The organism is Halalkalibacter alkaliphilus, from assembly GCF_023555415.1.
GTDB classification, from domain to species: domain Bacteria; phylum Bacillota; class Bacilli; order Bacillales; family Bacillaceae_D; genus Halalkalibacter; species Halalkalibacter alkaliphilus.
This window is the reverse complement of record NZ_JAKRYL010000014.1, coordinates 48377-68142: the sequence shown is the minus strand read 5'-3', so window position 1 is coordinate 68142 and position 19766 is coordinate 48377. Positions and strand designations below refer to the sequence as shown.

Sequence of the window (19766 nt, the reverse complement as noted above, 5' to 3'; positions counted from 1 at the left end):
AAGTACACGTTTGCCTGATCTGATATGTCACCCCACCTCTGATATGTCCTCTGCATCCTTATGACGTGCCTCTAATGAACACCCCAACCTTATTAGGGATTACTGTATGTATGTTCGGTTTGGCATTTAGCCGAACATTGTATATATATAATAGTAACGAAGAACTGCCCCAAAACCGTTCAAAACGATTTGGGACAGTCATTCTTTCATCATTTAAAACTCATTTTAGTAACCGTACCCTGCGCAAGCACATCCGATAATAACTAACAAGATGAACAATACAACGATTAACGCAAAGCCACCTCCGTGTGCATATCCTGACATGCGTAACACCTCCTTTACGTTAGGTCAAATAGCAAAACTTAACTGCTATTCTTGGTACTATATGCAATTTACTTTCAACTTGTTTGGGTTAATTCATTGTTTTTTTAGAATTATGCTGAATGTGTTTCAGACTATTTAAAACGGATTTTCACATTAAAACAGCAACCCAAGAAGGGATAGTATTCGCACCTCACTACCCCTATTTCCTGGTTGCTATTTATTTGTATGATAACTGCAAGCACACCTTTAGTGATGCACTAGTACCATTCATCATTAAATCCACGAAAATCCTCTACGGGGCTTATCATCCTCATCAGGACTTGATTCCACTTTTCTAGGAGGCCCAAACAAAAGTCTTGCCCAAGGGTCAACTATTTCTTTTTTCTTTGGCTCTTCTTTCTTATCTTCAACCGGCTTTTCAGGTTTCTTTTTATCAGGCATTTTCTTCTTATCGTCAGGCTTACAATCATCAATTGGCTTTTTTACATCCTCAATCGGCTTGGTTGGTTTTGGCTCTTTTCTGTCTTGTAGAGGCTGTAGCGGCATAGGGCTTCTACGCTCTGCTAACGGCTGTAATTGCTCTAAAGGCTTTTTCTTTTGTGTCATCTTCAAATCTCCTCCAAAGTTTTTCGATATGGTATTACCATATGGAGAAATGACACGGAATGATTGGGTATATGCACCTTTTTTAACATTTTCAATAAAAGTTATAGCTTACAAAATCATTACACTATCTAATGTATGAAAAAAACGCTTTGATTGAAAAGGTTGTGATTCGGCATCTCGACTTAATTGAAGAAACTCACTGACATTCATGTTCACTTCTTCTTCAAGTGAGTTGATTCCTAAAACTGGCTCATTTTCATATTCATTCACTAACCAACTAGCTAGTCCACTTGGAGAGCGAAGGATGTTAAAAGATGTAACAACATGTTCTACATTGATAGATTCAAGCAATCTTAAAGCTTTTTCTAATTGAAAAAAGGCTACTTCATCCTCTTTTGTCCAGGCCGTTTGTACGGAAGATAAAACTTCTTGCATCATTTCTTTTGTATTAGGTTCAAATTGTTCCCGTAGTGGTAATTGATCAATTAACGAAGAGAACGTTCCATCACCTAGCATAATTGTCTTTGGATCCATTTCATGGATCATAAAATAGCCTATGAAGGCCGTTGGCAAAAAGATATATTGTAGGAATCCTGTTACAGCTTTAATGTTTGGAAACAGTAGTCGAATTGATTCCTGTTGTCCTGAATAAATATTTAAAATCTGTCCTACAAAGATTAAATCATTTTGTTTATATATTTGTGTTGACGGAGATAACCATTTATCCCCACTCTTTGCTTTTTCCTTCCAATACTCAGCATATCGGTATTTGCTCATCTTGCACCAACTTTCTAAAAGTATCACTGAAAAAAGACAGTCCTGCTTCATAACTAGGACTGTCCAACGTTGTCAAATAATTGATAGATCTTTTTATTATTAACCAAATATGTCATTTTATACGTTTCTCATATTGGGGGGTGCTTATGTTGAAGCAAAGAGGAATATGGTTACAAATACTACTTACTAATTTTAATTAATTATATCAAACGCTTTATCGTCTCTACAATATGCAAATTTTATACGTAGCACAAATTATTGAATAAAAACTACTACCTAAAAAAGCAGAGCTATAAAACAAAAAGTTGGTTCCAAAGCTTTTAGGACCAACCGGGTACACCTTTTAATTCTTACAAACATTTAAAAAAGATTCAAAGATTACATGTGCATAATTATCTCCATTTGGTAACATTCCTTCAGGATGCCATTGGAGCCCTAATACAAAAGAGTGAACTTTACTTTCAATTGCCTCAATTACTCCATCACTAGCGGTTGCACTAACTTGAAAATTGGCTGCAACTTTTCGATTTGCTTGATGATGGTAGCTATTAACTTTAAACTTCAACACATCTGTAATTTGGTGTAGCAAAGATCCATCCTTCACATGGACATAATGAGAACCATGCGTCATCGGTGCAAGTTGTGTGTGTTGAAGAAGGTCCTTATTTATTTGACTATAAATATCTTGGAACATGTCTCCACCAACAGCGATATTCAATATTTGACAACCTCTGCAAATCGCTAAAATTGGTTTATCTCTTATTAAAAACTCCTTTATCATGTACATTTCAAATTTATCTCGATCAGGACGTATTAACCCAAGTTTAGGATGAGGCTCTTCCCCAAACAATGTTGGATCAATGTCACCACCACCCGAAAGAAGAAGTCCATCAAGTAGCTCTACAAGTGGCTCTAGTTCATTATGTTCAACAATATTTGGGAGAACGACCGGGACTCCTCCTGCGTTTGTCACTGCTTTTACATATTGGTGAGAAAGCATACTTTTCTTATTATCTTCTGATGTTGAGATTCCTATCAAAGGTTTCAATTCGTACCAACTCCTTCAGTTTTGTAGATAACGAAGGTGCATATAACAAATATTTATTACGTTTTTTCATCTTTATACTTAAATAAGCCTGCAACCAAGATGCAGGCACATAATCTTCATTTACTTTTTCAGCCAATCTTCCTCAACAAATTCATGATTCATATTCACGCCTGTTTCATACCCTTCGGCTGCCGCTCCCATTAACCCAGTAAATCGTTTCGCTGCATCACCAATAATGTAGAGGCCATTTACACTAGTCTTGCCATGTTCCTTTGTTTCAAATGCTCCATTTTCTGCTAAAGTTACACCTAGTTTTTCTGGAAGCATTGTCGCTTGTTCAGCTCCGGTATTAACGATAAAAGCCGCTTTTCTGTTAATTGTTTCGCCGTCCGCAAAGACAATTTCCTTTAATAAACCATCTGTAGAAGTTATTTCTTTTATCTCTGTTTCAATTAAGCGGATACCGTGTTCGGCAACCTCTTTTTTTTCTTTTTCTTTAAGTTCGGCCGGCCCATTCGTGGCGACGAGTAAATCTTGACTCCAATTATAGATTAATCGGATATAATGAATGAGATCTTTTTGATTTCCGATAACAGCAAGAGGTAAATCACGATGCTCCCACCCGTCACAATAAGGACATGAAAAAACGGATTTGCCATACGTTTGTTTTAACCCGCGAATCATTGGTAAGTGTTCCTTTAATCCAGTGGCAAAAATGATTTTTCGGCTAGAGATGATTCTTCCTGTTCGTGTCGTTGTTTTAAAACGAGCATCCTCATTTTTAACATCTTCAACTAGATCGTCTATAATCGTCACTTTGTCATACTTTTTCATCTGTTCAAGAGCTATTTCTCGCAGCTCAAAGGGTTTAATTCCGTCACGTGTTAGGAATCCGTGGGATTCATATGTTACTTCATTTCTAGGATGTCCTGAATCAATCAACACAACGCTTCTACACGATCTGCCAAGCACTAATGCCGCGCTTAAACCACCAGGTCCACCGCCGACAATTGTCACATCAACCGTTCGATGTTCCATCCCTAATCTCCTTTCTTCCTTTTCTTCTAAAAAAGCAAACTAAAAAAGGCAGACCTAGTCTGGAGGGCACTGAAAAAGGGTGGTTTTCCCTTTTTCAGTGCCCTCTAAGCAATGTGCGGAACGGCTGCTATTTTAAAAAAAAGCCTGCCATGAGTGATCTTCTCATAGCAGGCTTGCAGCGTGCGGAGCCATTGCTACTAAATCGAGCCGCAGAAAAAGGTTGAATTGACCTTTTTTGTGGCTTCCATAGTCTGCCCCTATTTCTCACGTATTACTCTTCATCCCAAACTTTTACTTCTTGCATCGTATCGCCTTGTTTAATACGGTATACAGAATCAAGACCTTCTACAACTTGTCCAAATACTGTATGCACACCATCTAAATGAGGTTGCGACTCATGTACGATGAAGAATTGGCTACCGCCCGTATCTTTTCCTGCATGTGCCATAGAAAGAGCACCTGCAACATGCTTATGTGGGTTACCTTGTGTTTCACATTTGATTGTGTAACCAGGACCTCCAGTACCATTTCCAACTGGGCAGCCACCTTGAGCAACAAACCCTGGAATGACACGGTGGAAAGTTAATCCGTTATAGAATCCTTCATTCGCTAGCTTTTCAAAATTTTCAACGTGACCTGGTGCAGCTTCTGGGTAAAATTCAATAACAAGCTTTTCACCATTTTCAAATGAAATAGAACCTTTTTTCATATGTATAGCCTCCAATTTGATTTAGATTCACTTTATTGTACACGATTCGGATTCCAATGTGAAATTGAAATGATTAGCGTAAACATTTTATGAATAATTCGAGCTTGATATTGTCTAATTCTCTAATCAAAAAGCTGTTGAAAATATATTCTCAACAGCTTTACCAAATATCTCTTACTCTCTTGCTAGCTTGACAGTTTCCACAAATTTCTTAGCCTTATCCGTAATAGATTGAAGTGCCTCCTCATTAATCGTAGCTGGTACAAGGGTACTCCCAACACCTAGGCCTACTGCACCCGCTTTAATGTAATCGGCCGCATTCGCTAAATCAATGCCTCCTGTCACCATTAATGGAATATGAGGTAACGGACCTTTAATATTTTTTATATAGGATGGTCCAACAGCATTTGCTGGGAACACTTTTATTAGATCAGCACCATTTTCATAAGCAGTCAAAATCTCTGTCGGAGTAAAGGCACCAGGAATACTTAGTACGCCATATCGCTTAGACATCTTAATTGTTTCTACATTAACCGTTGGAGAAAAAACAAATCTTGCTCCAGATAAAATGGCTGCTCGTGCCGTTTCTGGATCTAAGACAGTCCCTGCCCCTACGATCACATCTTCATTCTCAAGCTCTACTGCTACTTTCTCAATAATTGACATGGCTCTTGGTGTTTCCACTGTAATTTCAAGGGCCTTAACGCCCCCTTCCCTTAACGCTTTCCCTATTGCAACAATATTTTCAGGCTTTGAACCACGTATTACTGCAACGATTCCACTCTCTGTAATCTGTTCTAATAAATTCATCGCTTCCTCCAATTCAATAACGTCACAATGCCAACGTTGTTATTTTTGTCAATAATTGCTTATTTTGTAGCTGCTTTAGCAAGTTTCCTTACACTTTCCTTCATGCCATGCAGTAATATGCTTGATACATTACTTGCAACCAATTCGTTAAGTCCGTCTATTGCATTTAAATTTATACCCCAAAGCTCTTCATCTTCTAATACAGACGTTGTTAAACGGGAAACATCTGCACCGTCATTCTCAAATAGCTCCCACGCTTTTGTTAACGCCGAAAGTGCTTCTTTATTATCACGAATCGTATATTCGTTATTGCCCCGTCGTCCAATTAGAAAATCTCCATCATTTCTATCAGGATGATAATAGACAATGAGAGCTGCTAGTGAAAACAAGATCGACTGCGGCAACTTCTTAGTTTGCTCTATATAATCCAACATAGAAGGAATGAGTCTTGATTTGTATTTATAAACGGCATTCATACCGATATCAGTTAAAAAATGCTTGTTATATGGGTTTTCAAATCTTTCTATGACTGATTCAACAAATAACCTCTTTTCCTTTTCATCCATCTTCACAGTAGGAAATATCTCCTCAATCATACCGTTTTTCACAAATTCACCTAAGTCAGGATCCTGCATCGCTTCTAAGACGGTATCAACACCAGATAGATAACAAATTGAAAACATCATTGTATGAGGGCCATTTAATAACCGAACTTTTAATTCACGATATGGAGTAATCGGACCCCATTTCACATTTAAACCAGCTTGATGAAACGGTAAGCGCTCTGCCACATCCTCCCCTGCCTCAATGGCAAATAAATGGTACGGTTCTCCGGCTGTTAAAAGAACATCTTCATACCCAAGAATGTCTCTATATTCCTCAATATTGTCTTTAGGATATCCTGTCACAATGCGGTCGACTAATGTATTGCTAAATTGATTATGATTGTTGACCCAAGTAGTAAACTCCTTAGGCATATTCCATTCTTTTGCATATCGTAGAACAAGCTCTTTTAGTACGTCACCATTTCCTTCTACTAATTCGCACGGGATTAAGACTAAACCTGCCTCAGGCTTTGCATTCATCACCTTATATCGATGGTACAAAAAGGCTGTTACCTTTCCAGGAAAAGATAAAGGCGATTTTTGCTTATCATATGCTTCTTCTAAGTAGGTAAGACCGGCTTCAGTTGTATTAGAAAAAACAAACTGAATGTCGGGTGATTCTGCTACCTTTAAAACTTCGTCCCAATTGCTATATGGATTAATACCTCTAGAGATCGATGAAATAATTTCATTACGTTCCACGATCTGCCCATTTTCAATCCCTCGTAGTGCAAGAGTGTATAACCCATCCTGAGCATTAAGCTTTGGTACAACTTTCCCGTGCGGTGTTGGCTGTATCGCTACCACTTTCCCATTAAACAACCCTTGTTTATTTAATTCATGAATCATCCAATCCACAAATCCTCTTAAAAAGTTCCCCTCACCAAATTGAACAATTTTTTCTGGCAAATGGTCTTGATGTTCATACGTAACTTGAGCAGGAAGGTTTTCTAATTTTATTGAACGGCTTAATTGTTCCATCTAAAAAATCACTCCTTAGTTGAGTTTGCGAAAAAGAATTATAAAATGACACCATCTTTAAAGATGGAAATCTCTTTAAATCCGTTCTTTTCATTATTTGTACGAACGTCTCCTGAAGCTAATTCAATGATGTAATCAAACAATTGATCTGTCAATTCATCCAATTCTTTTCCATAAATAAGTTCACCAGCATTGAAGTCAATCCAGTTTTTCTTCTTCTCAAAGAGCTTACTGTTCGTTGACATTTTTACTGTTGGAACAGGTCCACCAAACGGAGTTCCTCTTCCTGTTGTAAAAATGACAATATGTGCTCCTGAAGCTGCTAACGCTGTAACCGATACAAGATCATTCCCAGGTCCTTGAACTAAATTTAACCCAGGCTCCGTTACGCGTCCTCCGTATGGCAATACATCGTTGACAGGAGAGAATCCTCCTTTTTGAACACAGCCAAGTGACTTTTCTTCTAACGTTGTAATACCACCTTTTTTATTACCTGGTGATGGATTTTCATAGACTACTTGGTCATGCTTTATAAAGTATTCTTTAAAGTCATTGACTAAATCAACAATCATACTGAAAACCTTTTCATTTTTTGCCCGATTCATGAGAAGTGTTTCTGCTCCAAACATTTCAGGTACTTCTGTTAAAATCGATGTACCTCCATGTTCGATTAATTTATCCGAAAAGGACCCTACAAGTGGGTTCGCTGTAATTCCTGAAAACCCGTCAGAGCCTCCACATTTCAAACCGACTTTTAACTTTGATACAGGCACATCTTCACGTGTGAACGTTTTCGCATAGGAAACAATCTCATCAAGTAGTTCTAATCCTTCCTCTAACTCATCATCAGCTTCTTGTACGCTTAAGAATCTCACTTTGTTCTCATCAAAATCACCAATCACTTTTTTGAATTCAGCAATATGATTGTTCTCACACCCTAAACCAAGTACTAGAATACCTGCAGCATTAGGATGATGTACGAGATTACTTAATATCTTCTGCGTATTATGAAGGTCATCCCCGAGTTGAGAACAGCCAAACAGATGCGGGTAATGATATACACCGTCAATTCCCTCGCCCCTGTACTGACTATCAGCCGTCTTCGCCAAAAGCTCCGCCGTTTTATTAATACAGCCTACTGTGTTTATAATCCAAACTTCATTTCGAATTCCAATCTCGCCATTTGCTCGAACATAACCTTTAAACGTTCGTTGCTCTGCTTGACTAATTGAATGAGAGGTTTTGTTTGGAGTATACGTATATTCTAATGTTCCTGATAAATTCGTTTTCGTGTTATGAGTATGGACCCAATCCCCCACTTCAATCGTTTCTGTTGCATGCCCAATTGGAAATCCATACTTCCTTACATCTTGACCCTTTTTAATTGGTGCTACCGCTACTTTATGGCCGGTTGGAACAGCAACCTTTAAAAGAATGTTTCTATCTTCAAATTGCAGGGTCTCCCCAGCTTCATAATTTTTAAGTGTGACAACTACATTATCAGCCTTATTAACTAAAAGATAATTTGAGCTCATATTGACCTCCTTTTTATTATTTTCATAGAGTTTAAAGAAAAATAACAACGTTGTTATTTTAATTTTATAAAAGGGAGCGGTAATTGTCAATTAAGAAAAAATTAATTTACTAGCTTATACTGCTTTTGATCTTGCTCTTTCTTCTGTAAGTAATTCGAAAGAATCCGACCATAAAATGCTGCCAACGTTTGTTGAAAAAGCGTTCCGAGGACAATAGGTACGGACACAGGAGCTGGAAAATATAAAATAGCTATAGTCGCCCCTACACTTATATTTCTCATTCCGCTATTAAACAATAAGCTTATGATTACATCGTTTTCAAATTTTAAGAGTCTCCCTAAAACGACACCAAGTAAATAACCTAGTGATGCAATACAAAAAACGATTATTGCAATAGAGATAAGTTTCCAATCAAAGCTTAAAACAGGAGCTGCTACGGAACTATTAACGGCAATAACAAAAAACAAGCCAAATTTTGAAAAAGGAGCGAGTGTCCCTTTCACATCTTTCGTCTTTAGCGCAGGAATATAATTTAAAGCAATTCCTAATAATGATGGAATTACAATCATTAAAAACAAATTTGACATTAAACTCCATGTATTAATGTCAATACTCGCACCAACTAACAGGTGCAAAGAAAATGGGATAACAAATGGGGCTAAAAGTGTGTTCACTAAGACAATTAATAAAGAAACAGAGGAATTTCCTTTATAAATTGAAACCCACATCAAACTGATTACCCCTGTTGGAATGATAAAGGCAATAATTAATCCTACAACGGTTAAATAATCATTTGGAAAAAACAAATGTCCTAACAGAAATGCAATAAATGGCATTAGAAGTTGAATGATCCCTAGTGAGAGAAAAATTGGTTTCGGATGTATTATCGCAGTCTTAATCTTTTCTATTCGTACCCCAATGCTACTCGATAATGTAATAAAGGCAAAAACCCATGGCACGAAAGCAACCCACGACTGAATGTAATTGGATAAAACCAAACCTAACACGACACTACTTGGTGTTATAAAGGGCATCGCTTTTTCTAAATGCTGATTTATAGTCTGAATCATACTCATACTCCTCACTTTAATTCCACTCGTACGTTTCACTTATAAATCTTACTTTACTTTGATATAATAAGTAAATAGATTAACAACGTTGTAATTTTAAATGGAGGCGGACTATGGGGGTAACAATAAAGGATATAGCCAAGCATGCAGGAGTAAGCTACTCAACGGTATCAAAGGCTTTAAGAGACAGTCCATTAGTGAAAAAACCGACGAAAATAAAAATTATGAAAATAGCAGAAGAATTAGGGTATCAACCGAACGTAGCGGCAAGAAGCCTTGTGCAAAAAAAGTCGTATACAATCGGAGTCGTTTGGCCAAGTGTCGAAAGAATCGCCCCGTCAATTTTGATTACAAAAATCAACGACCTTTTAGAAGAAAAATCCTATACAACACTTTTGTCTATAAACAAAGTTGAATCAGCGATTGCTACATTCAACCGGTTTCAAGTAGACGCTATCTTAGTTTTCGGAGAAAATAAATCCGTTCTTAGTGACTCTTCTATTCAGACAACCGTTCCGATTCTTTATTACGGACTGAAAGAAAACTCAACGTATCCAACGATTGATGTCAATCGAAGAAAGGCAATTAAATTAGCTGTGAATTACTTACAAGAAATTGGTCATAAGAAAATTGCTTTTATAGGTGACTTATCAGACGTTGATCCTCTTCAAAAAGAGAAAGCAATCGGTTTTTTTGAAGCGATGAACGTTAAACAAGCTTCCGAATTACCTGACTTAGTAATCCCTACTAATGGTCTAGAAGTTCATGACGGATATCATGCTGCAAAAACTTTACTATCAAATAATACGGATATAACAGCCATAATTAGCGGGAGCTATGATTTAACACGCGGGATTCTTCGAGCAACTAGCGAACTAGCTCTTTACGTGCCAAAGGATCTCTCTATTATTAGCTATGACAATATTCCACAGTCAGACAACTTAGAGGTAACGTTATCTACTGTAGGTGTACCTGTAACTAGAATTGCCAAGCAAATTAATGAAGCCCTTCTATCTATCATAGAAGGGAATGACATTCAAGACTCCATTATTTTAGATCCTGAATTAAATATTGCTAACTCTTGTGCTCCTTTTGGGTGGTATGACTGATTAAACGAGTATTAGGGGGTGTCAAAAGTCAAAAACAGACTTTTTGGCACCCCCTAAGCAATAATCGGAGTCTCACTCCCTTGTAAGGATTAGGCCTTTCTCGCAAGCTGAGTAGCGAACGGCGCCATTTCCGCTTTTGTTCCGGACATTTGTTACAGCCTCTTTTTTATCTGCTAATATCCTCTAATTCTGCCCCGTAGAGAAACTGATGAATTTCTTCTCTACTTGGCAATCCTTCAAAATCACCCGGAATTTGTACAGCCATCGCTCCAACTGCGTTTCCACGTTCAACCGCTTGATACAAAGGTAATTGATCTAATAAACCAGAGATCACTCCTGCAGCAAAGCCATCTCCGGCTCCAACAGGATCAACTACTTGATCGACAGGGAAACCAGGTACAAGCTCACTTTGTTCTTTTGTAAAGTAATAGGCTCCCTTTTCACCGACTTTCATAACTACTAGTGAAGCTCCATGTTCTAAAAACGTCTGACCTAATGATTCTACATCTCTTTCTCCAAACATAAACTCCCCTTCGGAAATTCCTGGCATGACAATATCTGATTTTGAAGCAATTTCAAGTAATACTTCTCTCGCGCGTTCTTCAGACCACAGTTTTTTTCGTAAATTAGGGTCGAATACAATCTTTACGCCGTTGTCTTTAGCGATCTGAATCATTTTCATAACGGTCTCATAGCAGCTCTCGCTAAGAGCTGGAGTAATCCCTGTTATGTGAATATATTTTGCATTTGCAATATACTGTTCATCTAAATCCGTAACATGTAATTGACTTGCTGCTGAACCTTTGCGATAATATTCAACCTTTACATTGCTTGCATTTCTTACTTCCTTAAAATACAAACCTGTTGGGGCCCTCCCATCTACCTTCACCTGACTAACATCAATTCCCTCTCCACGAATAAAAGAGAGCAAGCCCTTTCCTAATTCATCGTTTCCTACTTTGCTTATCCATCCTACTTCATGACCAAGCCTCGTTAAGCCAATCGCTACATTTGATTCAGCTCCACCAAATTTACGCGAATACGTTGCTGCATATCTCATTAACGGCGATGACTCAGGACTAAACACAGCCATTGACTCTCCAATTGTTACAACATCCATCTTAACCCCTCCAGTTTGAATTTTGTAAATTATTCATATATATAGTTCTCTAATAATTGATCGATCCGAATTGGTTTATTCTCCTTGCTAGATTTCCAGACTCCTTCTCCAACAGCAATTGAATAAGCACCAGCGCGTGATCCTGCTAAAATTTCATATTTTCTACTAGAATCTATTCCTAAAAAGAGATCTTCTTGAATCAATGGATCTCCACCTCCATGACCGCCCTCATTTTGGACAACATGAATGATTTCTTTTGACCCAAACAACGGAAAATAGTCAATTGTTTGTTCAGGAACTGGAAAAGGAATACGGCTGAGTTCATGAAATTCTTGGGTTTCGATCCTTCCCTTTGTTCCATTAATCGCAAGTCGATACCCTTCATAAGGCAACGAAAAATTGATTGAGTAGCTTAACAAGGCACCTTGATTGTATTTCACTGTTGCAACATATGTATCTTCAATCTCAATTTCATGATCGAAAATACATGCATCAGGCCGGTAATTCGTATAATTCTGTTCCACTTCTGCTTTTACATGATCATCTTTCACTACTTCTGAATTTGTACGATTGTTCCAGCGAGAATAGTAATTGCATAATAACTTCTCCGTACATGTACCACAGTAGCGGTTATCGATCTGACTTGGATTTTCTTCCCCATGTTTACCGTAATAATGTAAATCACCGTACGCAAAGACCTCAACTGGCTTTTGATCAATCCACCAATTCACTAAATCAAAATGATGCGTAGATTTATGAACGGATAACCCTCCGGAGTGCTTCCTCATTCGGTTCCATCGTTTAAAATAGCTCGATCCATGGTACGTATCGATATACCAATTCAAATCAATAGACGTAATTTTTCCGATCTTCCCTTCTAGAATTATTTCTTTTATTTTTCGGTGAAATGGATTGTATCGATAATTAAAAGCTACAGTTACTTTCCCTTTGCTACTCTCTTCAGCTTCCATCACTCTTCTTGCATCTTGGCTTGTAATGACCATTGGCTTTTCACAAATGATATCCAAATCATATTTGAGACCTTGTAATATATAATCAACATGTGTATCATCTCGACTCGTGACAATAACAGTTGTCGGCCTAGTTTTAGAAATCATTTCAGAAAATGCCTCAGGGCTATAGTAAGGAACGTCCCTTAACTCTGGAAACCTCTCATAAATGAGATCCCCTCGTCTCTCATCTTGATCTAATAAACCAACAATCTCGTTTTCCTGTGAGAACTTTGTTAAGATTGGTTTAATAAACATTTGCATGGCTCGATTACTTAGTCCGCAAACAACAATTCTTTTCATTCTGCCACTCCTTAACAACGTTGTTATTATTCTTTTTTATAGAGGGTGAATCTATTACATGATTCACCCTAATCAAACTACATGACCTCTACTTCTCTTGCTGCTTGCTCTTCTTCAAACTGTTGGTTCTTTTTTTCAACATTTTTAAAGACTATTCTCATAACCCATGTCATTACATAACAGATTAAACTAGCTGCGAAAAATAGTATTAACCCTGGTAAAAACATCATTAAATACTGAATACCAACAATTCCAGCAACCATCAAAACGACATATTGAGGATAAGCCAAACCGAGCAATAGCGATGTTTTTAAATAATTAGTCCCTTTTAAATTAAGTTGAACGTACGTTGGGAAAAAAGTAAGCAACGTAATGAGATATACTATGCTAATAACAAGGAAAATATATCTTAATACTGTCATCCAAAGCACCTGTTCCGGCACGAGGATAAAATTCATATAAAGAATATAACCGATAAAAACGAAGAAGATTCCAAATATATTCGATTTAACAAGTTCTGATTTATAGTAACCCCAAAACGTCTTAAAAAGCGGAAAATCTCCTGATCCATTGATCCATTTTCTCGTAACAGCAAACATTGCAACTGTTGCTGGCATAAATCCAAAAATAACTAATCCCATTAAGGTAAACATGATCCAGAGTATATTAATATAGGCCAGCTTCGAAATAAATACGCTCGCTCGATAAAAGCTACCCATAAATCCATTCATTTCCATCATGTTTCCTCCTTTCTTTCTAGCAAACTAGTTTGTCTCTATTATATATCGAAGCAGCTCTTTTGAAAACGCTTTATTTTCACTGTAAATGGGTATAATAGCCACCAAAGGCTCGTCTAGTGTTACTCCTAATCTCTTTAAAAACGGAGATTCATTATCGATTGGTAATGCATGAACATGCGTTTTCCCTGTTTCATCATGAACATTTTTATAATCATTTGGAATCTGATCAAACGTAGCTTGATCAATCACTTCATCTAATGGAATGAGTCCAACTGGATCATACGCGGCTGACATAAGCTCTTCCTTCAAAAATAAAATATCACCGTTATGTCCTGCAATTTCAACAACTAATCTTTCATAAGTTACCGGAAACATGTTTAGTTCAAAATCAGTCTCCTCAATATTGATAGCCTCTTTAACGACCGCCTCTATTTCATCCTGTGCCGATTCCGGTATTTCTGAGAAAAAGAGTAATGTATATTTTTCATCATTGTTATTGCAACCAACGATCATCAACAAACAAAATACAAAAAAAAGAATCTTCCCTAGAACTTTCATTTCATTTTCCTTCCTTCCTTAAAGAGCTATCTTAACTATATCATTATTAATCTACTAGTAGAGAGCTATTTTTAATGCTCTCTACTAGTAACGGATTAGAAGAAAGGTACTGATTTGCTATTTTGATTCATTGTGGTACATTTGCATACTCGCTAGGATAAATGCTCCTACTCCGTGCAAGTCATTTTCACTCGTTTGGCGCCCAACATAATAATCATAAACCCCGATTGAGGTACCGATACAAATACCAGTTAGCGTAACTTGATCCTTATCATCTACTTCAATACAGTGATTAATGATTCCTTCATATCCTTTTTTCGCATATTCAAAATACTTTGCATCGATATAGCCTTGATTTACAGCTTTAGCGATTGTATATACAAACAAGCTCGAGCAAGAACTTTCTAACCAGTTATCTTCAAGGTGGCCTTTATCTATGACTTGATACCACAACCCTGTCTTCTCATCTTGATAACGAACCAAGTTCTCAATTAGATTTTGAATCACACCAATTAACTCTTTTTTCTTCGGATGATCATCAGGAAGCATTCCAATTATGTCTACAACAGCTAATCCATACCAGCCTAACGAGCGCCCCCAAATTTCAGGAGCTGTATTTGTACCAGGGACATGCCAAGGTGTCTGACCACTTTCATCCCATCCATGGAAATAAAGTCCTGTTTTCTCATCTTTAGTATTCTTTCTCATGAGTGATTCTTGATATAAAACTAAATCTACTAATTCCGGTTCTCCAAATTGCTGACCATATTGAAGTGTAAAAGGTCCTGCCATGTAGAGTCCATCAAGCCACATTTGATAAGGGTACTTATCTTTATGCCAAAAGCCGCCTTCTTTTGTTTTGTTAATCGTATTTAGTAGATTACGAAGCTTAGTAGCTGCTACTTTATAACGCTCTTCTCCCGTTTGATTATATAAAGGTAGGAGTAGTAATCCCGGTTGAATTGCATCTAGCTCATCTCTAGCAAAGAAAAAGTTCCCTTGTTCATCTACAAGCTTATCAACATATTCCTTGAAATAATAAAAGTATTCTTCATTCCTCGTTTCTTGCCAAACACTATGAACACCACACAAGAAAACTCCTTGATGATAATGCCATCTATCCGCTGGTGGAAGCTTGATCGGTTCATATTGACTCATTAAACTTTCACTTGCTCTTTGTGCCCATTCTAATGCACTCTTTCCATTAACTGCTACTTGATTTGCCATTGTTCATTCCTCCTAAATTTTGTTTATTATTCAAGAAAGACTTACATATTCAAAATAATCAAAGTCAGCAACGTTTTGGCTTTCTCTTCCATTGCTGCTTGCATACATCCCAATGTACGAACCTGTAAATCCACCTGCAACTTCCGTACTTAAAATTCGCCCATCAACATTTTCATATAATACATGCCACTCTTCAGGCTCTAAAGCATAATAGAAATTATAACTCTGTCCATGACCCTCAATCTTGAGAAACATTCGCTTTGTTTCTACTTCTTGAATGGACCAAGTCTGATCCTCACCTGCTACTCTTTTTAGTAAACGTATTACAGCCCTGTCATTCATTCGTGTATATTCCATCCTAATTTGAAAATCACAATTTTGAAGCAAAACAAGGCCAGCTGATTCACTATCTTCTTCAGGATAAAAATCCATAACAGTTCTGACCGCAAATTCAACATGCTGCTGACGTCTGCCTATAAAGCTTGGGTTCACTTCTTTGGTAATCACTTGAGCCCTAACTTTCAAACGTAAATGCCCTGCCCTTTCTGTAAGAGAGTAAATCTGGTCTCTAGGTGTGCGAATGAAATTCCATTGATCGTTTAATTTCTTTGAATCGAAATGGTCGCACGCTGGTAAACTTGACCAACTATGCAAAGTTAGATTGGGCCTAGTCAATTCTTCTTCGATGATCCCTTTCCCTGGATTGACTACTGGCCAACCATCTTCCCATATAAACGGCACAAGAAAGGTCTCTCTTCCAAGATTACTAAATTCTCCTCCGTACGGTCTTGATCCGAGACAAACCATCCACCATTCTCCTGTTTGAGTTTGGACAATATCCGCGTGACCTACATTAACAATAGGAGCGTCCCTTCCCAAATGACGATGCGTTAAAATGGGATTCGTTTTACAAACTTCATATGGACCCGTTAGCTCCTCACTTCTAGCAATCGTGACCGAGTGAGTGAATCCTGTTCCACCTTCTGCAATTATTAAATAATACATGCCCCGTATTTTATATAGATGCGGACCTTCCTGTGCATGAATTTGTTTTAAAGCCCCATCCCATAAACTAATTTTCGGTCCAATCAGTTGTTTTGTATCCAAATCTAACTGTTGGAGGTAAATTTCCATATGCTTTTCGTATTGCTGTCCATTTGGTGGAATACGATTTGCCATAAAATATACTTTTCCATCATCATCAAAAAATAAAGATGGATCGATACCAGGCGCATCATCAAGCCAATACGGATCAGACCATGGACCTTTTGGATCTGTTGCTGTTACATAAAAGTTTTTCCGGGCTCCCGTTTTACTAACGACAAAGGTTGTAATCAAATAGAACAATCCTTTGTGATAGCGAATGGTTGGAGCATAGATGCCCTTAGAGCAAGGAGTCTCATCCAAATTCAATTGGGAAGGACGGTCAAGCACATGGCCAATTTGACACCAGTTTACCAGATCCCTACTATGAAAAATTGGTACACCAGGAAAATACTCAAAGCTTGATGTAACTAAGTAATAGTCATTGCCTACTCTGCAAATAGAAGGGTCAGGATAAAAGCCTGGTAGAATCGGGTTTTTAAACGTATCCATTTATCCTCCTTCCTTTGCCTCAATATAAAATGAATGATAATCTGCATATCCAACAGAATGTTCTCCCCCCTCATTTAGACAAAAAATACCGAGTTGCGCTCCACTCCAGCCTCCATCTTTTGCTTGAAAAGGGAAATCAATTGATTGAAAGTTATCACCATCTATACTAAAGCTAAACTCACACCTTGCACCTTCTTTTACTTCAATACGGAAATATAATGTACTCGTATCTACTTCTAAAACGAATTGCTCTTGTTCAACAGTTCTTTCATCTCTTTGTTGACCAATAAACTTAATTAAAGACATTCCAGAAGGTGATTTTTTTAGTTTTATCCCTGCATAATCATGGCCAAACACCATTAAGCCTGCTGTATCTCCTTCACTATCTGCAGAAAAAGTAAGGTGAGTTGTCACTGTAAATGCTAATGCAGGAAATTTCTGAGTTAAAATTTGAGCAGTATCATAAAATGTATCTGTTTCTTCTGTTCGCTTGTGTGCATGTAACCTGAGGCCACCTTCTCTCAGGTCATACCACTCTCTCTGTATATTTGCTCTCCACTGCCATTGGAGACCTAATGAGCTGCCTTCAAATATATCACTTGTTTGAGGAGTACATTCTTCCCCAACAAATGCTGTAGTTGGCTTTTTCCAACTCATTACAGGTTCACCGACTCCTTCAGCATTGACATTGTTTCCTATTACTGGCCAATCATCCGCCCATCTCATTGGCTGTAAATGAGTAATTCGACCATAAGGCCCCTTATCTTGAAAGTGAATAAACCAGGATTCACTTGTCTCTAGTTCGACCCATGCTCCTTGGTGTGGGCCATTTACAAGCGTACTTCCTTGATGAAGTACAACTTTATCTTCATAAGGGCCATAGATATTCTTTGATCTTAGGACCGTTTGCCATCCATTTGTTACTCCCCCAGCCGGTGCAAAAATATAATAATAGCCATTCCGTTTATACATCTTCGGTCCTTCAATCGTTGGATGGTGCAAGTGGCCATCAAACACTCTTAATCCTTCATCAAGTAAAGCGGTTCCATCTTGCTTCATTTTGCAAATGTTTAAGACGCTTTTAAAGCCAATTCGACTCTTGGCAAAGGCATGAACAAGATATGCGTTGCCATCGTCATCCCAAAAAGGACATGGATCTATCCATCCTTTTGTTTCCTTCACTAAATGCAAAGGAGACCACTTGCCAAACGGATCTTCTGTCGTACTCATAAATATCCCGTCATCAGGTGTTGCAAAAAACACCCAAAGCTTTCCATCATGGTATCTGATACTCGGTGCCCATACCCCTTCACTTTGCCGTGGTTTATCGTAATAGGAATAAGGGAGCTTTTCAAAGACATGATTAACAATTTTCCAATTTACTAAATCCTTTGAGTGAAGGACTGGCAAGCAAGGGGACATGTTAAAGCTAGATGCCACCATAAAAAAGTCTTCTCCTACCCGAACGACATCTGGATCTGAATAATCTGCATGAATGACCGGGTTTTGGTAGTAGCCATTTCGTAAGTCAGGTGACCAGACTTGCTTTTGATTTGCTTTTATATTGCCGTTCATTTTTCTCCTCCTCTTACACAGCTAAGGAATCTACTAACCAATTAAATGATTTGCTTCCACTTACTTCATGGCCACCTTCAAAAACATCATAAGTAAAAGCATCTTTTGCATTTTGTGATTTATAGATTTTTTTAAGTTTGTGTACCGCTTCCTGTACTCCATGAAACGGGAAGAGGTGATCATTGATACCAGACTCAATACATAACGACCTTGGTGCAATTAAGCCAATTAAATCTGGCAGTTCGGCGTTTTGTAATATGCCAGGTAAATAATTATCAAGACAATGTCTCCTAGCAATAATGCTGTCTTTGAACGTGTTTGCATATCCACTAATCACCGTAGCTTTGATCCTCTCATCGATTGCAGCAGTAAATGCTGCAATCAGTCCCCCACCGGAAAACCCCATGCATCCAATTTGGTCGTTATCAATGTCGGGCAATCCATTTAGGTAATCTAATACTCTCGTACACTCATATACTCTAAGTCCTGCGAGTGTTTTTCCATGTAGTAGGAGTTGACTTGCTAGTTCAAAGCATGAGTTATCAGTAGTTGAATCCGTGGCGGCAAGCTTTCTATCACCAAATCCTAATAGCTCTGGAGCAACGACAATCACTCCTCTTTGGACTAACTCAATTGCAAAATTTTTATGAATACCTGGAACCCCTAAATTAGGAAGCCCGCCTGGATGCAGTCCTACAACTTCCTTGCTTCCATAGCCATGACCATGAATAGCAAGAACTGCGGGAAGTGGAGATTCCGATCTCATTTTAGGTATTAGCACATATACAGGCATTTTTAGAGATTGACAAGTTTGCATTTCAAGACGTATTCTCTCATAGGTATCGTATTCAACCCTCTCAATGATCTGTGGTTGCAACTCTCCTTCAAGGCTCGTAAAATCACCTAACGCCTCTATCAAACAGTCCTTTATATGTTCTCTATTTCTTCTCGTATCTACAACATGTGTTTGTACTGTATCTTCGTATAGCTTCTGTAAAAATGGATTAGGAGACCACATCACCACT

19 protein-coding genes are annotated in these 19766 nt (G+C 37.9%); 1 reads left to right on the top strand and 18 read right to left on the bottom strand.

Going from position 1 to position 19766, the window contains the following annotated elements:
• Positions 1 to 225: 225 nt before the first annotated feature.
• The 10 genes from MF646_RS14130 to MF646_RS14085 form a co-directional block, all read right to left on the bottom strand.
• Complete coding sequence (locus MF646_RS14130) at positions 226 to 324, bottom strand: YjcZ family sporulation protein (RefSeq protein ID WP_250097155.1); 99 nt, start codon at positions 322 to 324, stop codon at positions 226 to 228.
• A gap of 273 nt (positions 325 to 597) precedes the next feature.
• Complete coding sequence (locus MF646_RS14125; protein WP_250097154.1) at positions 598 to 930, bottom strand: hypothetical protein; 333 nt, start codon at positions 928 to 930, stop codon at positions 598 to 600.
• A 108-nt stretch (positions 931 to 1038) separates the two neighbouring features.
• Positions 1039 to 1707: a hypothetical protein gene (locus MF646_RS14120; protein WP_250097153.1), complete on the bottom strand. Its 669-nt coding sequence runs from the start codon at positions 1705 to 1707 to the stop codon at positions 1039 to 1041.
• A 343-nt stretch (positions 1708 to 2050) separates the two neighbouring features.
• Complete coding sequence (locus tag MF646_RS14115; protein ID WP_250097152.1) at positions 2051 to 2755, bottom strand: gamma-glutamyl-gamma-aminobutyrate hydrolase family protein; 705 nt, start codon at positions 2753 to 2755, stop codon at positions 2051 to 2053.
• Between the two features lie 120 nt (positions 2756 to 2875).
• Positions 2876 to 3793, bottom strand: coding sequence for an NAD(P)/FAD-dependent oxidoreductase (locus tag MF646_RS14110; protein ID WP_250097151.1), 918 nt, complete (start codon positions 3791 to 3793; stop codon positions 2876 to 2878).
• Positions 3794 to 4064: 271 nt separating this feature from the next.
• Positions 4065 to 4502: a peptidylprolyl isomerase gene (locus MF646_RS14105; RefSeq protein WP_250097150.1), complete on the bottom strand. Its 438-nt coding sequence runs from the start codon at positions 4500 to 4502 to the stop codon at positions 4065 to 4067.
• Positions 4503 to 4676: 174 nt separating this feature from the next.
• Positions 4677 to 5312, bottom strand: coding sequence for a bifunctional 4-hydroxy-2-oxoglutarate aldolase/2-dehydro-3-deoxy-phosphogluconate aldolase (locus MF646_RS14100; RefSeq protein ID WP_250097149.1), 636 nt, complete (start codon positions 5310 to 5312; stop codon positions 4677 to 4679).
• Positions 5313 to 5371: 59 nt separating this feature from the next.
• On the bottom strand, positions 5372 to 6898 hold the full coding sequence (locus MF646_RS14095; protein ID WP_250097148.1) for a tagaturonate reductase: 1527 nt from the start codon (positions 6896 to 6898) through the stop codon (positions 5372 to 5374).
• A gap of 38 nt (positions 6899 to 6936) precedes the next feature.
• The gene (locus tag MF646_RS14090; protein WP_250097147.1) at positions 6937 to 8433 is read right to left on the bottom strand and encodes a UxaA family hydrolase; all 1497 of its coding nucleotides are present in this window, start codon (positions 8431 to 8433) and stop codon (positions 6937 to 6939) included.
• Positions 8434 to 8534: 101 nt separating this feature from the next.
• Positions 8535 to 9503: a bile acid:sodium symporter family protein gene (locus tag MF646_RS14085; protein ID WP_250097146.1), complete on the bottom strand. Its 969-nt coding sequence runs from the start codon at positions 9501 to 9503 to the stop codon at positions 8535 to 8537.
• A gap of 113 nt (positions 9504 to 9616) precedes the next feature.
• Between MF646_RS14085 and MF646_RS14080 the strand changes: the two genes are divergently transcribed.
• Positions 9617 to 10612 carry a LacI family DNA-binding transcriptional regulator gene (locus MF646_RS14080; protein WP_250097145.1) on the top strand — a complete coding sequence of 332 codons (996 nt, stop codon included), beginning with the start codon at positions 9617 to 9619 and terminating at the stop codon, positions 10610 to 10612.
• A 166-nt stretch (positions 10613 to 10778) separates the two neighbouring features.
• Here the strand turns inward: MF646_RS14080 and MF646_RS14075 are convergent, their stop codons facing one another.
• From MF646_RS14075 to MF646_RS14040, 8 genes are all read right to left on the bottom strand, one after another.
• Complete coding sequence (locus MF646_RS14075) at positions 10779 to 11732, bottom strand: sugar kinase (RefSeq protein ID WP_250097144.1); 954 nt, start codon at positions 11730 to 11732, stop codon at positions 10779 to 10781.
• 29 nt (positions 11733 to 11761) lie between these two features.
• The gene (locus MF646_RS14070) at positions 11762 to 13045 is read right to left on the bottom strand and encodes a Gfo/Idh/MocA family protein (protein WP_250097143.1); all 1284 of its coding nucleotides are present in this window, start codon (positions 13043 to 13045) and stop codon (positions 11762 to 11764) included.
• Positions 13046 to 13122: 77 nt separating this feature from the next.
• The gene (locus tag MF646_RS14065) at positions 13123 to 13782 is read right to left on the bottom strand and encodes a YesL family protein (protein ID WP_250097142.1); all 660 of its coding nucleotides are present in this window, start codon (positions 13780 to 13782) and stop codon (positions 13123 to 13125) included.
• Between the two features lie 27 nt (positions 13783 to 13809).
• Positions 13810 to 14343: a hypothetical protein gene (locus MF646_RS14060; RefSeq protein ID WP_250097141.1), complete on the bottom strand. Its 534-nt coding sequence runs from the start codon at positions 14341 to 14343 to the stop codon at positions 13810 to 13812.
• A gap of 117 nt (positions 14344 to 14460) precedes the next feature.
• Positions 14461 to 15570: a glycoside hydrolase family 88/105 protein gene (locus MF646_RS14055; RefSeq protein WP_250097140.1), complete on the bottom strand. Its 1110-nt coding sequence runs from the start codon at positions 15568 to 15570 to the stop codon at positions 14461 to 14463.
• Positions 15571 to 15600: 30 nt separating this feature from the next.
• The gene (locus MF646_RS14050) at positions 15601 to 17166 is read right to left on the bottom strand and encodes a glycoside hydrolase family 43 protein (RefSeq protein ID WP_250097139.1); all 1566 of its coding nucleotides are present in this window, start codon (positions 17164 to 17166) and stop codon (positions 15601 to 15603) included.
• A complete protein-coding gene (locus MF646_RS14045) occupies positions 17167 to 18741 on the bottom strand; it encodes a glycoside hydrolase family 43 protein (protein WP_250097138.1) in 1575 nt (524 codons plus the stop codon).
• Positions 18742 to 18754: 13 nt separating this feature from the next.
• Entirely contained in the window at positions 18755 to 19759 is a 1005-nt protein-coding gene (locus MF646_RS14040; protein ID WP_250097137.1) for a dienelactone hydrolase family protein, read from the bottom strand.
• Between the last annotated feature and the right edge of the window lie 7 nt (positions 19760 to 19766).

Excerpts from the sequence above, each read along its gene's own strand:
- MF646_RS14045 (WP_250097138.1), bottom strand. The coding sequence starts at position 18,741 with ATGAACGGCAATATAAAAGCAAATCAAAAGCAAGTCTGGTCACCTGAC.
- MF646_RS14055 (WP_250097140.1), bottom strand. The coding sequence starts at position 15,570 with ATGGCAAATCAAGTAGCAGTTAATGGAAAGAGTGCATTAGAATGGGCA.
- MF646_RS14080 (WP_250097145.1), top strand. The coding sequence starts at position 9,617 with ATGGGGGTAACAATAAAGGATATAGCCAAGCATGCAGGAGTAAGCTAC.
- MF646_RS14105 (WP_250097150.1), bottom strand. The coding sequence starts at position 4,502 with ATGAAAAAAGGTTCTATTTCATTTGAAAATGGTGAAAAGCTTGTTATT.
- MF646_RS14075 (WP_250097144.1), bottom strand. The coding sequence starts at position 11,732 with ATGGATGTTGTAACAATTGGAGAGTCAATGGCTGTGTTTAGTCCTGAG.
- MF646_RS14100 (WP_250097149.1), bottom strand. The coding sequence starts at position 5,312 with ATGAATTTATTAGAACAGATTACAGAGAGTGGAATCGTTGCAGTAATA.
- MF646_RS14095 (WP_250097148.1), bottom strand. The coding sequence starts at position 6,898 with ATGGAACAATTAAGCCGTTCAATAAAATTAGAAAACCTTCCTGCTCAA.
- MF646_RS14070 (WP_250097143.1), bottom strand. The coding sequence starts at position 13,045 with ATGAAAAGAATTGTTGTTTGCGGACTAAGTAATCGAGCCATGCAAATG.
- MF646_RS14130 (WP_250097155.1), bottom strand. The coding sequence starts at position 324 with ATGTCAGGATATGCACACGGAGGTGGCTTTGCGTTAATCGTTGTATTG.
- MF646_RS14040 (WP_250097137.1), bottom strand. The coding sequence starts at position 19,759 with ATGTGGTCTCCTAATCCATTTTTACAGAAGCTATACGAAGATACAGTA.
- MF646_RS14125 (WP_250097154.1), bottom strand. The coding sequence starts at position 930 with ATGACACAAAAGAAAAAGCCTTTAGAGCAATTACAGCCGTTAGCAGAG.
- MF646_RS14050 (WP_250097139.1), bottom strand. The coding sequence starts at position 17,166 with ATGGATACGTTTAAAAACCCGATTCTACCAGGCTTTTATCCTGACCCT.
- MF646_RS14060 (WP_250097141.1), bottom strand. The coding sequence starts at position 14,343 with ATGAAAGTTCTAGGGAAGATTCTTTTTTTTGTATTTTGTTTGTTGATG.
- MF646_RS14110 (WP_250097151.1), bottom strand. The coding sequence starts at position 3,793 with ATGGAACATCGAACGGTTGATGTGACAATTGTCGGCGGTGGACCTGGT.
- MF646_RS14085 (WP_250097146.1), bottom strand. The coding sequence starts at position 9,503 with ATGATTCAGACTATAAATCAGCATTTAGAAAAAGCGATGCCCTTTATA.
- MF646_RS14120 (WP_250097153.1), bottom strand. The coding sequence starts at position 1,707 with ATGAGCAAATACCGATATGCTGAGTATTGGAAGGAAAAAGCAAAGAGT.
- MF646_RS14065 (WP_250097142.1), bottom strand. The coding sequence starts at position 13,782 with ATGGAAATGAATGGATTTATGGGTAGCTTTTATCGAGCGAGCGTATTT.
- MF646_RS14090 (WP_250097147.1), bottom strand. The coding sequence starts at position 8,433 with ATGAGCTCAAATTATCTTTTAGTTAATAAGGCTGATAATGTAGTTGTC.